Source organism: Cognatishimia sp. F0-27, from assembly GCF_020667845.1.
Taxonomy (GTDB): Bacteria; Pseudomonadota; Alphaproteobacteria; order Rhodobacterales; family Rhodobacteraceae; genus JAFMPQ01.
Genome location: NZ_JAFMPQ010000003.1, coordinates 55,798 through 71,778, shown reverse-complemented (window position 1 = coordinate 71,778; position 15,981 = coordinate 55,798). Strand labels below are relative to the sequence as shown.

Genomic DNA, 15,981 nt, shown 5'->3' with positions numbered 1-15,981 from the left:
GCCTGCCGGCACCCCGCATAAATGCTGAACAACAAAGAGGAGGGACACCCACATGGTGGATCAGTCAGCTCAGACTCCAGCCAAGGCGAAAGATGACGACGCCGGCTACTGGAGCACCAATATTCGCATCATTACCATCTGCCTCGTGATCTGGGCCGTGGTTTCTTTTGGCTTCGGAATCGTTCTGCGACCGCTGCTGTCGGGGATTTCCGTCGGAGGAACGGATCTCGGCTTCTGGTTCGCGCAGCAAGGTTCCATCATCGTCTTTCTCGCGCTGATCTTCTTCTACGCCTGGCGGATGAACAAGCTCGACCGTGAATACGGCGTCGAGGAGGAATAAGACACATGGATCAGTTTACCCTCAACCTGCTGTTTGTGGGCGCGTCTTTCGCACTCTACATCGGCATCGCCGTCTGGGCCCGTGCGGGCTCCACGTCGGAATTCTACGCCGCTGGGCGCGGTGTTCACCCCGTCACCAACGGGATGGCAACGGCGGCTGACTGGATGTCGGCGGCCTCGTTCATCTCCATGGCGGGCCTGATTGCCTTCACCGGCTATGACAACAGCTCGTTCCTGATGGGCTGGACCGGCGGCTACGTCCTGCTTGCCCTGCTGCTCGCGCCCTACCTGCGCAAGTTCGGCAAGTTCACCGTCTCCGAATTCATCGGGGATCGCTTCTACTCCAAGACCGCGCGCCTCGTGGCCGTGATCTGTCTGCTTGTGGCCTCCATCACCTACGTGATCGGCCAGATGCAGGGTGTGGGCATCGCCTTTGGCCGCTTCCTCGAGATCGACACCACATGGGGTCTGCTCATCGGCTCCTGCGTTGTGTTTGCCTACGCCGTGTTCGGCGGCATGAAGGGCGTGACCTACACGCAGGTCGCACAGTATTGCGTTCTGATCACGGCCTACACGATCCCGGCCGTGTTCATCTCGCTGCAACTGACGGGCAATCCGATCCCGGCGCTTGGCCTCTTTGGCGAGCACACTGCATCCGGCGAGCCGCTTCTGGCCAAGCTGGACCAGATCGTCCGCGACCTCGGCTTTGCCGAATACACCGCGGCCCATGGCTCGACCATCAACATGGTGCTCTTCACCCTGTCGCTGATGATCGGCACCGCCGGTCTGCCCCACGTCATCATGCGCTTCTTCACCGTGCCCAAAGTGTCCGACGCCCGTTGGTCCGCTGGCTGGACGCTCGTGTTCATCGCCCTGCTCTACCTCACGGCTCCGGCTGTTGGTGCCATGGCGCGTCTGAACATCTCCGAGCTGATGTGGCCGAATGGCACGGATGCCGCGGCGGTTTCGGTCGAACAGATCGAAAACGACCCGGAATACGCGTGGATGGCCACGTGGCAGAAGACCGGCCTTCTCGATTGGGAAGACAAGAACGGCGACGGCATGATCCAGTACTACAACGATGCCAATGCCGATCTTCAGGCCAAGGCGGAAGCCAATGGCTGGACCGGCAACGAGCTGACCAAGTTCAACCGTGACATCCTCGTGCTGGCCAACCCCGAAATCGCATCCCTTCCGGGCTGGGTGATCGGTCTTGTGGCTGCGGGTGGTCTCGCGGCGGCTCTGTCCACGGCGGCGGGTCTGTTGCTGGCGATCTCCTCGGCGGTAAGCCACGACCTTCTCAAGGGTCAGCTGACGCCGAACATGTCGGAGAAGTCCGAGCTCATGGCAGCGCGGATCTCGATGGCTGCGGCGATCGTGGTGGCGGTCATTCTCGGGCTCAACCCGCCGGGCTTCGCGGCCCAGACTGTGGCACTGGCCTTTGGTCTCGCGGCGGCCTCGATCTTCCCGGCGCTGATGATGGGGATCTTCTCGACCCGCATCAACAACGTGGGCGCCGTCGCCGGCATGCTCGCAGGCCTCGTGGTCACGCTGCTCTACATCTTCCTGCACAAGGGCTGGTTCTTCATTCCTGACACCAACCTCTTCACGGATGCCGACCCGCTTCTCGGGCCGATCAAGTCCACCTCCTTCGGTGCCATCGGCGCTCTGGTGAACTTCATCGTCGCCTTCACGGTTGCCGGCATGACAAAGGAGACCCCGCAGGAGATCAAGGATCTTGTCGAAAGCGTCCGCATCCCGCGCGGAGCAGGCGCTGCGGCTGCCGATCACTGATCCAAGGTTGCGCCGGGCATCTCCTCCGCACGGCGCCGCCATTCCTGAAATCCGGACCTGTCCGCCCCTCCGGTGGGCAGGTCTTTTTCACAAGAAAGCCCCCGTTTCATGGCCCTTTCGCAAGATCACACCCGGTTTCTCGCATCCCTGCACCCCTATGATGCGTTGCCGACGGAGACGCTTGAAACCATTGCCGCGCAGTGCTCGCCCATGGAGGCCGCAACCGGCACCGCCCTGTTCGAGCATGGCGACACGGTCAAGACACTCTTCATCATCGTTTCCGGCGAGATCGAGATCACCGACGAAACCGGCGCACAGCTCTCTCTTCTGGGATCGCGCAATTCCTTTGGCGAACGCGCGCTCACCCGTGGCGGTATCGCCACCCGCACGGCCCGCACCATAGGCGACGCGATCCTCATCGCGCTGCCGGCCGATCTTCTGTTCGATCTGATCGACCGTTTCCCGCCCGTTGCACGGTTCTTTGACCGCGGTGGTGCCGCGCGTCCCGACCGCAAGGATCTCACGACCCTGCCCGTCGATCAGCTCATGACCCGCGGTCCCGTCACCTGTTTGCCCGACGCGTCAATCCGCGACGCGGCGCAGCTGATGGATGCCCGCCACATCTCCTCGATCTGCATTGTCGAACCTGCCGGGTTCCGCGGCATCGTCACGGTGCGCGACATCAACGGCAAGGTGGTGGCCCGTGGCGCCGACCCGTCCGCACCGGTGTCCACCATCATGACGGCCGATCCGCTGACCCTGCCGCCGCATGCGCTTGGCACCGATGTGCTGCACATGATGATGGAGCGCAGCATCGGCCACGTGCCCATCGTCGAGGCGGGCCGTCTTGTCGGCATCGTCACCCAGACCGACCTCACCCGCTTTCAGGCCATGTCCTCCGCCGACCTTGTTGGGCGCATCGCCCGGGCACGCGACGCGGCGGCGATGGCCAAGGTGACCGCCGACATCCCGCAATTGCTCGCGCAGCTTGTGGGCAGCGGGAATCGCCACGAGGTTGTCACCCGCCTGATCACCGACATCGCGGATACCGCAACGCGCCGCCTTCTCGCTTTGGCCGAAGAAACCCTCGGAGCGCCCCCCGTTCCCTATCTCTGGCTGGCCTGTGGCTCGCAGGGCCGACAGGAGCAAACCGGCGTTTCAGACCAGGACAACTGCCTGATCCTCTCCGATGACGCGACGCCGCCGGACATGGCGTATTTCGAAGCCTTGGCGCGCTTTGTCTGCGACGGGCTCGACACCTGCGGATATTTCTACTGCCCAGGGGACATGATGGCGACCAATCCGCGCTGGTGCCAGCCGATCTCGGTCTGGAAAGGCTATTTCGCCAAGTGGATCGCCAAACCCGACCCCGAAGCGCAGATGCTGGCCTCGGTGATGTTTGACCTGCGCCCGATCGGCGGCACGGAGTCGCTCTTTGCCGACCTGCAGGCCGAAACCCTCGCCAATGCGGCCAAAAACTCGATCTTCACCGCGCATATGATTTCCAACTCGCTCAAGCACCAGCCTCCCCTTGGCCTGTTGCGGGGACTGGCAACGATCCGATCCGGGGAGAACCGCAACCATCTCGATCTCAAACATAACGGCGTGGTGCCCATTGTGGATCTTGGCCGCGTTTATGCGTTGCAGGGCCGGTTGACCGCCGCGAACACCCGCGCCCGGCTCGAAGCGGCCCGGGCCGCCGGTGTCCTGTCCGCAACCGGCGGGGCCGATTTGCTGGATGCCTATGACCTGATTGCGACCACCCGGCTCGAACATCAGGCACAACAGGTCAAGGACGGCAAGGCTCCCGACAACTTCCTCGACCCGTCCCGATTGTCGGATTTTGAACGCTCGCACCTGCGCGACGCTTTTGTCGTGGTCAAAACCATGCAAGCCTCTGTGGGATCGGGCAAAGGGATGTTGGGCTAGACCATGTTTATCGAATTGATCGCGACCGTTTTTGCAGGGATCGCCTGCGCCGGCATTGTCATGCTGGTGAACATCATCCTCGGACGGCGTTTGCCGAAATGGCTGATGCCCGTCGCCGCCGGTCTGGGCATGATCGGCATGACGATCTCCAACGAATACACCTGGTTCGGACGCACGGCGGAACGCCTCCCCGAAGGCGTCGAGATCGCCATGACCGTGGAAGAGCAAAGCTGGATGCGCCCATGGACCAAGGTGGCCCCTTACACTAAACGGTTTGCCGCCGCCGATACCGGCACCGCGCGCCGGAACCCCGCCCTGCCGGAACAACGGCTGGTCGATCTCTATTTCTTTGGCCGCTGGTCGCCGGTGAACAAGGTGCCGATGCTCTTTGATTGCGCCCAGACGCGCTCTGCCATCCTCGTCGATGGGGCCGAGTTTGCCGATGACGGCTCCGTCGCCAATGCCGCGTGGCAAACCATGCCACCGGATGACCCGATCCTGACCCTAGTCTGCGAGACCTGACATGTTGACGAGCCTGAGCCTTCGCCTGCGCATTTTCCTGTTCTTCTGCCTTCTGGCGCTGGGTGGGGCAGCGCTGGCGGGGCTTGCGCTCTGGTTTGGCTGGTCGCGCACCGACCCGCCGGTTCCGGCCAGCGGGTTCATCACGGCCTTTGCGGCCTTTGCCTTTCTCAACACGGGTCTGGCGCTCGCGGTCTGGTTGCTCTTCGACGAGAACGTTGCCAAACCGATTGAACGGCTCGCCTCGGAACTGCGGTTGCGGGCGCATGCAGGGGTGGACCGGGCAGTGGACACGTCCGTGGCGAAATACCTTGGCGATCTTGCCCCGGCCGCCGAAGCGGTGACCACCTCGCTCAACGCATCGGTTCTCGACAGTGCGGCGCAGGTCGCGCGGGAGACCGAAAGGCTTCAGGGCGAAGCAGCCCGGCTTACGGCCCTGCTGACCGAGATCCCCGTCGCCATGATCCTCGTGAACCCCTCCAATTGCATCGTCCTCTATGACGGGCAAGCCGCCGAAGTCTTGGCGCAAATCGCCCCGCCCCGGCTCAAGGCCCCCTTGAGCGACTATTTCGACGCGGACAACATCGCTCAGGCGCGTGAAACCTTGCGCCAGACCAGAAAGGAAGTCGCCTTCGATCTGCGCGACCGCAGCGGCGCACAAACCTTCGATGCCAAGCTCAAACCGTTGGAAGGCGAAGGCTACCTTCTGGTGATCGACACGGCCGCGATGGCGCTTCGCCCCGCCGAATCGCGTCCGCTGGTCTATGATTTTGCGCTGATGGACGCGGTCGAGACCGGCGATATCCATGAAACAGCCCTGCGTGACCTGTGCTTTGTGGCCTTCGACAGCGAAACGACCGGGCTGGATCCGCAAAAGGACGACGTGGTGCAGCTTGGCGCGGTGCGGGTGCTGAACGGCCGGATCGTGGACGGCGAAACCCTTGATACCTATGTCGATCCGGGCCGGCCGATCCCAGCGGCCTCCACCCGGATTCACGGCATTTGCGACGCCGATGTGGCGGGCGCGCCCGACTTCGCGAAGGCCTGCAGCGCGTTCCATGCCTTTGCGCGGGACGCGGTTCTGGTCGCCCATAATGCGCCGTTCGATATCGCCTTCCTGCGCCGATACGAAAACCGGCTGGGTCTTGAATGGGATCACCCCGTGCTGGATACGGTGCTGCTCTCTGCGGTGGTGTTCGGCACGACGGAAAGCCATACGCTCGATGCGCTGTGCGACCGGTTGGGGATCACCATTCCCGATGCTCTGCGCCATACCGCGCTTGGCGATGCCCGCGCCACGGCAGAAGCCCTCGTCAAGCTCATTCCGCTGCTCGAAGGGCGTGGGCTGACGACGTTCGGCGCGCTCATCACGGAGACACGGAAGCACGGTCGGCTGCTTGAGGATCTCAACTGACGCCTCGCATTGTGCCACCGGGCCGCGCTACGCACGCCTTGTGGCTTCGAACAGGCAGCGATGCCCGCGGCCGAGGGCGGCGCAATCGGTTTCGCGGAACCTCACATCAGGGGCGACGAGCGTCGCATAGAGCCGCGTAAAAACCGCCGCGTGCCAGTGGCAGAGGCAGGTCGCGCCGCGCTCCGCGCGCACAAGGGGGTTGTCCTCGATTTCGAAACACCACGGGCTGCGCACGGTGAACCGCCCGGACCCGGCGAAGGTCCAGGCATGTTTGGCGATCGCCTTGGCCAGCAGGCGCGCGGCGATGGGCGCGGGGGCGCGTTTGAGCACGCGCTGCGCCAGACCGGGAATGCGATGCGCAAGGATATAATCCGCCGTCCCGGTCCCCGCGTCCCGTGCAAGCGCAGGCGCATTGTCAGGATCGGTCACGCGCAGCGCATGATGCAACCGCGCGGCTGTCTCTTCGGGGATCATGCAAGAGCCATCCGGCACCGCCATGATCCCCGCCTGCGTCAGAAGCGCGTCGCGCCGCTCGGGTCCGCCCCATCGGTCGAGAACCGGGAGCAGCTGCAGGATCGCGTTCGGTCCAATCAGCCCGGTTGCCGCCGACGGATCAGGCATCTTCCAACTGCTGGTCGCCGCCACCGCAAGCCTTCACCTCTGCCCCGTTTGGCATCTTGAAGGCGGCCTTGCGGTCTTGAGCCCGCTCCTTGCCCTGCGCGCGCAGCGCCTCGCGCCGCTCTGCAGCACGCGCCGCCTTGTCGGCTGAAGCCTCCCAATCCTCCATCTGCGCCTCTGCAATGGTGCGGGTCTCGTCAAAATGGAAGTCGAGCTTGTTCTTGGATTGCGGCCCGGTATAGCCAACCTTGCCAAGGTCGTAGAAGGTCCGTCCGACACCCGCCTTAAGGAAGGCATAAAGGCACCCCAGAAGGTAGCGCCGCCGGAAACCGGTGCCCCGCCACGGGTAATGGAACAACGCCTTTTTCATGTAGAAGCGGCGATAATTGTTCATCACCCCATCGAGCAGTTCGCCCCGCTCCATCTTGGCGGGTTTCATGATCGGGGTCACGAAGTTGTAGCGGCTGAAATCGAACACCTCGACCTGGTCCTTGAGTTCCTGAAACAGCGGCGTGAAAGGCCATGGCGTATACATGGACCAATTCGCAAGATCCGGCTGCCAGTCCCACGCCATCTTGTAGGTCTCTTCCAGCGTTTCGGGCGTTTCATTGTCGAGGCCGACGATGAATTGAGCTTCGATCAGGATATCGGCCTCACGCAGAAGGCGAATGGCCTGCTTGTTTTCTTCGACCTTGGTTTCCTTGTTGAACATGTCGAGCTTCATCTGCGCCGCGGCTTCAGTGCCAAGGCTCACATGCACCAACCCGGCCTTGCGGTAGAATTTCAACAGATCCCTGTCGCGGTAGATATCCGTGACCCGGGTGTTGATGCCCCACTTGACCTTGTCCGGCAGCCCCCGATCGATCAGTTCCTGGCAGAAGGCGACAAATTTCTTCTTGTTGATGGTGGGTTCTTCATCCGCGAGAATAAAAAATCCGACCCCGTGATTTTCCACCAGATCCTCGATTTCGTCGACCACGTCCTTCGGCTCCCGGACGCGGTAGTCACGCCAGAATTTCCATTGCGAACAGAACGAGCAGGTGAAGGGGCATCCCCGCGCGAGGTTCGGGATCGCAACGCGCGTGCCCAAAGGGATGTAGATGTATTTCGACCATTCCAACACCGACCAATCCGGCTTGATCTTGCTGAGATCCTTGACCGTCGACGCGGCCGGGGTCGCAACGATCTGATCGCCATCGACAAAGGCCAGCCCCTTGATGGTCTTGCGGTCCTCCTGAAAGCGTCCCGATTCGATGCTGCGCATGAGTTCGGCGCAGATTTCTTCGCCCTCTCCGCGCACGATCACATCCACCCACGGTGCCTCGGACAGAACCTGTTTGTACATGAAGGTCGCGTGCACGCCACCCATGACCCGCACGGCATTCGGGACAGTGTCCCGCGCGATCCTCAAGACATCCTCGGCGCGATAAATGGAGGGTGTGATCGCCGTGACGCCGACGACATCGGGCGCCACTGCTTGCATTTTCTGTGCCAGAACCTCATCCGACAAGTTGTCGGTCATGGCATCAATGAAGTGCACATCATCGAACCCGGCCTGACGCAAATGGCCCGTCAGGTAGGCAACCCAGGCAGGCGGCCAGGTGCCGGCAATCTCTGCACCGCCCGAGCGGTAGTTTGGGTGAACAAATAGAATCCGCATGGATAGACCTCCGCATGTAAACTAAAGATTACACAAAGAGTGTCTAATCTAATTGACATACATCAAATCCATGCCCGTGAGCGCGGCAGGTTTCTGGGGACGCCTGACGTCACACCGCGCGGCGCTTGAGGCGCGGTCGTCTCCCTTGAACATCCGGGGCACGGCGCAGCGCCCCGGAGAGTGGGCGCGGTGAACCCTGTCAGAGAAAGTTCCAGAGCTCCGCGATGTTGAGCGCCTCTTCACGATCGTCGATCTCGGGCAACCCGGTGCCTTCGACCACCAGGACGTTTTCGATACCGACCGTAACGATGCCAAGATCGTGGTAGCGGGTCACCATGCCAAATTCCGTCGTGTTTTGCGCCATCGCGGGATCCTCAAGACGCAGGACGATCGTGTCGTCCCCCGCTCCGCCGGCAAAGAAATTGCCGTCCCGGCTGACGCCTCCAAGAAGGCTTTCCTGCGTGAAAACAAGCACATCGTCACCCGGGCCACCCAGCAAAAAGTCCCGACCCGGTCCATCGATCACGAGGTCATCGCCCGGACCGCCGAACGCCGTATCATCACCCGCGCCATCATGCAGGATATCGTTGCTGCCCTGACCAAACAGCACGTCCGCACCGCCGCCACCGGCGAGAACATCGTCGTTGAACCCGCCGCGCAGGCGGTCATCGCCAAGTCCCGCCAGCAACACGTCTTCACCGCGATTTGTGGTGATCGTATCGGCACCGGCGCGTCCGAGCACCAAATCGTCGGTTCCGAGGCTGAAATGCCTGTCGTCATCGCCGCCCAGCACATCGACAACCGAGCTCAGATGTTCGGCTTGGAACACGCCAAAAATCTCATGCATTTCCGTGGTCGGGTGCACGTCATCGAAAAAGCCGAGCTGATCGATTGGCAGCCCGACAATTGCGGGGTTCAGCCCGTCAGCGCCATTTGACCCCAACACGACCGGGTCGGTGACGTTCTGAAATCCGAAGCTTTGCGCATCGGCAATGATTTCTTCAAACATGGCGCCGAAATCAACGATCTCGACATCTGCGCCCAGCGCTTCGAGCGCCTGTGCCCCGAGTCCAAGGCCGCCATTGAATGTGGCAACAACCAGCGGTGCGAGCTGTTGCTCACCGGGATCGAGATCGTCGAACGTTGGGAAGACGCTGATATCGGGCAGCGTGTTGAGCACGATCGTACCGACCCCCGCCGTCACAAGGGCGGCGGCGTCTTCGATGATGGCCGTCGCGATCGAGCCCGCGAATTCAAGTGCCTCCGGGATAACGGTCGCAACGCTCGAGGGCTCGAAATCATTGAAATCATTGACACCGACGAGGATCGACGCCGCGGTATCAGCGAGATCCCCGCCCGCCTCATCCGCCAGGAAGCGGTCAATCTGGCCCGAAAGGTCAACAACAAAACCCAGATCTTCGTCAGCCGCATCCGGGCGCAGCAGCCCGCTGCCCGCCAAGACGTCGCCCAAACTGCGTTCGGGCAAGGCACGCGCGCCACCGACCGCATAATTCAACGCTGCCCCCCCGGTCACGCCGAGAAGGTCAGGGACAAAATCGGCATAGACATCGCCATTCGAAAACTGCCCGGTATAGCCCGCGGCGGCAGGCGGAATGCCCACCACGGCCACTGCGGAACTCGCATCGAAAAAAGCGCCACTATCGGTCAAACTGTCCCCGAAATAGGCCAGCCTCTGGAAATCAAGTTCAATGCTCATGGCGCCCTCTCAAAGCGATATCTGTCCTGGAGCCAAAGAGAAGAGCGGAGTGAGGCTTCAAGTCAATCGTTACGCAGGGGCGCTTTGCATCGGCAGACGGAAAGACGTCATGCTCTCCCTGTCTTACAAACATCTCCATGACGGAAAACCAGCGCCTGGAGGCACCGGTCTACCCGCTGTGGACCAGCATGCAGCGCAAGCGGTAGAATCGACCAACTGACCTTACGCGTAAGCGGCGCTCCTCTCAATCGGCGGGACACTGTATCCCGCAGCCGATCCTTCCCACCGCGCCCCGTAAGGCAGTGCATGAACGGTTGCGGAAAAGCCCAATCGAGAGATGGCCGGATTGGCATGCAAACCCGATCACGTGACGCACCCGCTTATTCCGCCGCGATGGCCAAGCGGTTGTCCGGCGCATCCGAGCCGGTAATCCTGAAATTGGCCACCGTACGCGCAAGCCGTTCGGCTTCGCCCTTCAGGCCGCCGCTTTCGCGATCCGCCGTGTTGGCGACGGCGGCGCTCTTTTGTGTCGCCGTGTCCAACTCGCGCACGGCGGCGTTTATCTCGCTCAGACCCTGGATCTGGCTTTGCACTTCGGATGTGATATCGGACACCAAGCCGCCCAGATCGTTGATCTGGGCCAATACCGCCCGGATCGAGTCACCCGTCACCCCAACAAGCCGCGAGCCTTCGGAAACCTGCTTGATGTTGTCTTGTGTCAGGCCACGGATTTCGCCAACGGAGTCCGATGCCCGTTGAGCGAGGCTTCTGACTTCGGTGGCGACCACCGCAAAGCCTTTGCCGGCCTCGCCAGCGCGCGCGGCCTCGACCCCGGCATTCAGGGCGAGCAAGTTTGTCTGAAACGCGATATCCTCGATGAGGTCGACAATCGTATCGATTTCCTCAGAGGCCTTTTCGATCTGACCGATCGCCGCCACGGCCTCGTCAAGCTGTTCGCCGCTGCGGCGCGATACGTCCGTGCTGCGCGCCGCAAGACTGTCCGCTTCCCGCACGCGTTCGGAGACGCTCTGCCCACTGCGGTTCAGTTCTTCGAGAGCGGCTGCCGTCTGTTCGAGCGTTGCGGCCTGTTGTTCGACCCGGCGCGACAAATCCGACGAGATCGCCCCAACCTGCCCCGCAGAGCCGCGCAAGTTTTCCGAAACGCTGGCAATCTCTCCCATTGCCTCGGAGAGGCTTTCGGCCACCGTATCGAAATCCCTGCGCAAGCCCTCGTATTCTTCGGGAAACCCGGCATCGGGGCCAATACGATGGGAAAGGTCTCGGCTCGCCAAACACTCCATTCCCTCTTGAAGCCGGGCAATGGCGGCATCCTGTCGTGCGCGCTTTTCCTTGCTCATGCTTTCGGCTTCAGCCGCCTGCCGAAGTTTCTCACGAAACTGGTCGACACTGCGCGCAACCGCGCCGACGCCATCCCGGCGATGGGTATGCGGCACCTCTGTTTCGAATTTCTGATCCCCGATGGCATTGACCGCATTCTCAAGCCCCTTGATCGGACGGAGCATGAAACGCAAGGCAATGACGGTCAGGAGAAGCGCCAGCATGAGCCCGGCACCCGATGTCAGCAAGCCCTTGAGCCGCATCCCGGAAATGGCGGCTGTCAAATCCGCCTTGGCAACGCCGACATAGAAGATACCCAACGGCTCAGACGCGGGCGTGAAGACCGGCACATAGATTGTGAAGTATTCCTTGCCAAGAATAACGGCCTCTCCACGAAACACGTCACCGTCGAGCATCGCCGCATAAACAGGGTTCGCCTGCCCCAGCACCGTCCCCACCGCACGCTGGCCATCGTCCTTGATGATGTTGGTCGTCCGACGCACAAAATCCGACTGCGCCGGGTCCCAGACAAACACGGTGGCCGTCTCGCCGGAGATCGCCCCCACGGTATCGATCAATTCGTGGCTCTCGAATTCGACAATGGACGGCGCAGTCAGCTTGACGACGTCACCGTTTACATCCGTTTCCACCGCAAAATCCTGCACTTGCGCCATTTCATTGACAAGGATCTTGATCGACATGGTTTGTCGCGTTTCGGCCGCGTCTATCAGGGCATTGCGCGATTGATTGAACAGGACAGCGAACAATCCAAGCGCCAGTCCGCACAGGAGCATGCCGACACCAAGTCCAATCTGTAAATCCAATCTGTTGAATGCGTTTTTCATGAGCCACCTGCACCAGAAACCTGCGCGCAGGTAACCGCATGAACCTGAAAAATCCGTTACGAGACATGGATCGAAAGAGAAAACCCCCGAACATTGGTTAAGCCCCGGTTTTCCGCCCACGGCGCCGAAAACGCCGATGACCGCCAGTCAAGACCGACAAGTGACAGCTCTCGCCGTTTGAATTTGGCCAGACCCAGCGTCACCCAGGGCCCGACCGCAAGGCCACGATGTTTTGGTTCACACGAATCTCTTTTTGAGCGATAGTAAACGCAAATTTACCACTCTAAATTGAATCGGACATGATCATGCGGCTCCTTGCACGTCTTTTTCCGGCACTTGCCCCTTTGCTGCTCTTGGTCCTGCCCGCACTTACACAAGCGCAATCCGGCCAGGCGCGTCCCGCCGACTTGCCGCTCCCCAGCACCATGCCTCTGATCGACTACGAAGACCTGCTCTTTCCGTGGATCGCCAATCGCCGCTATGAGCAACTCGGCTGGAAGCGTGACAAAAGCTGGCGCGACACGGGGCCGTTTGTTTTCAACATGAGCTTCGGCATTCATCCCGCAGTGCGCATGTATTACTCCCCCGAAATCATTGCCTGGCTCGAAGGTGGCCGGACAGGCGAGATCGCCGATGGCGCCATCGTGATCAAGGAGATGGTTACCCCACCATCGGGCCCCTACAACGCCTATCACGCTGAACTGGTTTCCAAATTCCCGGGTGATGCCGCGCGCATCGATGCCGAAATGGCGCAATATGCCTATGAGAGCGGCGGGCTGAACTGGACGGTGCTGGTCAAGGACAGCGCCGTGTCTCACGGGGGGTGGTTCTTTGCCTCCGTCTACTTCGCCAACAAGACCGACATGCAGGCGCGCAAACCGGTTATCGACAGGTTCGAGCCGCCATTCAGCCCACCGCTCGCAGCCGCGGGCGACGGCATGTGCATGCGCTGCCACGCCTCTGCCGCCGAAGAGCTCATCTTTTCCGCGCTGGCCAATATCGAGGGCTATCCCGGCGAGCCTCTGGTCTTTCGCATTGACGAAAGCTGGCGTGACCTTCCCGACGCCCAAAAGCCCGCCTTCGGCGCCACGCTCCCGGACATGATCAAAAGCTATCTCGGCGATGCGCACGATCCTGCGACGCAACGTGCGGCCCATGCCGCGGCGGCCAAGGCGTCGCCGGTCGCGGTAAACCCCACCTTTGCGGCAATGTTCCCGGCGACTGGCGGCATCGACATCCCCCGCTCCAAGCTGCAGACCCTGCCAAGCGAATGGCTCGACGCCGTTCCTCCACGCCCCGACGACACCCAGCACTTCCTGACATCCGACAATTGCGTCGGCTGTCACGGCGGCTTGGGCGGCGCGCCATCCGGGGTCACGATGTTCGTCAAGGACGGCGCAGAATATGGCGCGGGCTACAACATATCGGAATATGGCGAATGGCGTTGGTCGCCCATGGGGCTCGCGGGGCGCGACCCGATCTTCTATGCCCAGCTCGAATCCGAATTTGCCTTGCTTGAGGCGGCGGGTGCGGGGGAACTCTCCGCCAATCTGGGCACAACCTGTCTGTCCTGTCACGGCGCGATGGGCCAGCGTCAGCTTGAGATAGACGCCCACGCGAAGCCGGACCTCGGCCTCGATGGCAATGATTTCAAGATGTCCTACACCCTGCTGCACACCCCGCTTACACAGGACGAAAAAGACCGTCAGATCGCGGATGGCAGCTTTCCCTATCACGAATACGGCAATCTTGCGCGCGAGGGCATCTCCTGCGCGGTCTGTCATCATATCGCGCCGCCCGAACGCGCCGAGGGACAGCCCGATTACAACAAGCTCGACACATATCTGATGAACGGGACCACCGGGGTTTTTCGCATGACCCCCGCAGATACGCTGGTCGGGCCCTATGACGACGTGCTGCAGAAACCGATGCAAAACGCGCTCGGGATCACTCCCATGCAAAGCGACTACATCTCAGACAGCGAGATGTGCGGCGCCTGCCACACCATCAACCTGCCCAATGTGGATGCGGATCCCGGAACGCCGCTTCCGGGCTTCACCGCCGCCGAACAGGCAATCCTGAACGAGGCCGCACAGAACGCCGTCACCTTCCTTTCCGATACGGTTGGCGCCACCTATCGCGAGCCGCTGGTCAAGTTCCAGCACTCCATCGAGCAAGCGACCTTCCTCGAATGGCAAAACAGCCAATATGCCGATCCCGGCACCGCGCAATCCTGCCAGGATTGCCACATGAAGCGGAATTTCGAGACGCCGGACGGAACGGTCAAGATCGACAGCCTAACCACCCAGATCGCCACGATCCAGGACGCCAACCTTCCCGAAGTGTTCCACTCCCTGCCCCATGACGAGATCGACGTGCCCGTGCGCGACAGCTACAAACGGCACAATTTTGTCGGGCTCAACGCTTTCATGGTCGAGATGTTGTCGCAGTTCGACGAGGAAATGGGACTCGGGGCCAAGGACCCGATGACCTACGCAACCAATGGCGCGCAGCTCTCACTGGATACCATGGCACTGCAGGCGCGCGATGAAACCGCCGATGTCACCATCGAAAGCGTCACGAACCCGGATGGTCAGGTGCTCGAAGCGGTGGTCACGGTCGATAACAAGACGGGCCATCGGTTGCCCTCGGGTGTCGGCTTCCGCCGCGCCTTTCTCGAACTGCGTGTGACGGACGCCAGTGGCGCACAGATCTGGTGCTCGGGCTGCACTAACGCTGCGGGCGTCATCGTTGGCCCGGATGGTGCGCCGCTCGACACGGAATTCCTCGATGTGGTCCCCCCCGGCGCAACGGAAGCGCTCTACCAGCCGCATTACGACCTGATCGATGCGCAAACCGAGGTTCAGATTTACGAAGAGCTCACCCAGAACGCCCAGAAGGAGTTCACCTCCAGCTTTGTGCACCGTGTCTACCATCCGAAAGACAACCGTCTCCTGCCATGGGGCGCGGCCGAACCCGGCAGCGACGCTTTCATCAAACGCTTCGGCCCCTCCGCGGTCACCGCCGCATTCATGAAGGCCACGATGCCCGAAGGGCGAGCGGCCGCGGACGCAGGGATCATGGCGGGCAAGGACAGCCTGACCTATCGCGTCACCCTGCCTGCGGGCACCGATCCGCAAACGGTGACCGTGACAGCCACGCTCTACTCTCAGGCAATTCCTCCCTACTACCTGAAGCAACGCTTCGAGACCGCGCCGGACGGCCCTGCAACGCAGCGGCTCTATTACCTCGCCAGCCGGCTGAAAACCGAAGGCACCTTGATCGAGAACTGGAAGCTGAGGATCCAGGGCGATACCGCCAGCCTGCCCTGAGAACGACCTGGTCGGTCGGGTCTGCCCCCGCCCGTCCCGCGCAGGCGGCAGAAGCGCTCCTCCAGGCTGGACACAGATCCCGCGTCCGGATCCGCAGAGCTCACCGGGGCCGTCGACCGCGCGCTCCTGTTCCCCGCGCCGCCGAGCGGCATGCGCGATTGCGCGCCGTCGCCGCCGGACCACGATTGACACCCGACCGCAGCGGCGCTTCGCACGCTCGACATTGGGCTGGACCATTGCCGCGGACCGGGCGGCGGCTCCATGCGGCCCTGCGGTCCAAAGGGAAAACCCGCCCGTGATGCCGGGGATTGAACACGATCGCCGGTCCTTGCTGTCCAAGGGCTTGAGGCGGCTACCGGGTCCGCCGCTGCAACGAGGGCATGAGGCTGGCGCACCACGGTCTGGTCCGCGCGCAAGCGCTGGAAAACTCCGTGGGCGCCTTCCCGGTGCCCCAGCCTTCACAAGCGCGCCGGCGC

At 62.0% G+C, this 15,981-nt stretch carries 10 protein-coding genes; 6 read left to right on the top strand and 4 right to left on the bottom strand.

Translation table 11 applies throughout. From position 1 onward, the window contains the following. Positions 1–52 precede the first annotated feature (52 nt). The 5 genes from J1C49_RS02635 to J1C49_RS02615 all read left to right on the top strand — a co-directional run bounded on the left by J1C49_RS02635 (position 53) and on the right by J1C49_RS02615 (position 5,995). The gene (locus J1C49_RS02635) at positions 53–340 is read left to right on the top strand and encodes a DUF4212 domain-containing protein (RefSeq protein WP_227444250.1); all 288 of its coding nucleotides are present in this window, start codon (positions 53–55) and stop codon (positions 338–340) included. Between the two features lie 5 nt (positions 341–345). Beyond that, positions 346–2,133 (top strand): sodium:solute symporter family protein, encoded by a 1,788-nt coding sequence (locus J1C49_RS02630; protein ID WP_227444249.1) that lies wholly within the window; start codon positions 346–348, stop codon positions 2,131–2,133. A gap of 108 nt (positions 2,134–2,241) precedes the next feature. Then, complete coding sequence (locus J1C49_RS02625) at positions 2,242–4,062, top strand: DUF294 nucleotidyltransferase-like domain-containing protein (RefSeq protein ID WP_227444248.1); 1,821 nt, start codon at positions 2,242–2,244, stop codon at positions 4,060–4,062. Positions 4,063–4,065: 3 nt separating this feature from the next. Next, complete coding sequence (locus J1C49_RS02620; RefSeq protein ID WP_227444247.1) at positions 4,066–4,584, top strand: hypothetical protein; 519 nt, start codon at positions 4,066–4,068, stop codon at positions 4,582–4,584. 1 nt (position 4,585) lies between these two features. Further along, positions 4,586–5,995 (top strand): 3'-5' exonuclease, encoded by a 1,410-nt coding sequence (locus J1C49_RS02615; RefSeq protein WP_227444246.1) that lies wholly within the window; start codon positions 4,586–4,588, stop codon positions 5,993–5,995. 27 nt (positions 5,996–6,022) lie between these two features. Here the strand turns inward: J1C49_RS02615 and bchJ are convergent, their stop codons facing one another. The 4 genes from bchJ to J1C49_RS02595 all read right to left on the bottom strand — a co-directional run bounded on the left by bchJ (position 6,023) and on the right by J1C49_RS02595 (position 12,173). Continuing rightward, entirely contained in the window at positions 6,023–6,616 is a 594-nt protein-coding gene (gene bchJ, locus J1C49_RS02610) for a bacteriochlorophyll 4-vinyl reductase (protein ID WP_227444245.1), read from the bottom strand. Then, positions 6,609–8,273: a magnesium-protoporphyrin IX monomethyl ester anaerobic oxidative cyclase gene (gene bchE, locus J1C49_RS02605; RefSeq protein WP_227444244.1), complete on the bottom strand. Its 1,665-nt coding sequence runs from the start codon at positions 8,271–8,273 to the stop codon at positions 6,609–6,611. Before bchE ends, bchJ begins: the two co-directional genes overlap by 8 nt. 199 nt (positions 8,274–8,472) lie before the next feature. Next, on the bottom strand, positions 8,473–9,990 hold the full coding sequence (locus J1C49_RS02600; protein ID WP_227444243.1) for an SGNH/GDSL hydrolase family protein: 1,518 nt from the start codon (positions 9,988–9,990) through the stop codon (positions 8,473–8,475). Positions 9,991–10,370: 380 nt separating this feature from the next. Then, positions 10,371–12,173 carry a methyl-accepting chemotaxis protein gene (locus J1C49_RS02595; protein ID WP_227444242.1) on the bottom strand — a complete coding sequence of 601 codons (1,803 nt, stop codon included), beginning with the start codon at positions 12,171–12,173 and terminating at the stop codon, positions 10,371–10,373. Between the two features lie 299 nt (positions 12,174–12,472). On the opposite strand from J1C49_RS02595, the gene J1C49_RS02590 reads away from it, so the two are divergent. Continuing rightward, entirely contained in the window at positions 12,473–15,505 is a 3,033-nt protein-coding gene (locus tag J1C49_RS02590) for a hypothetical protein (protein ID WP_227444241.1), read from the top strand. Positions 15,506–15,981 lie beyond the last annotated feature (476 nt).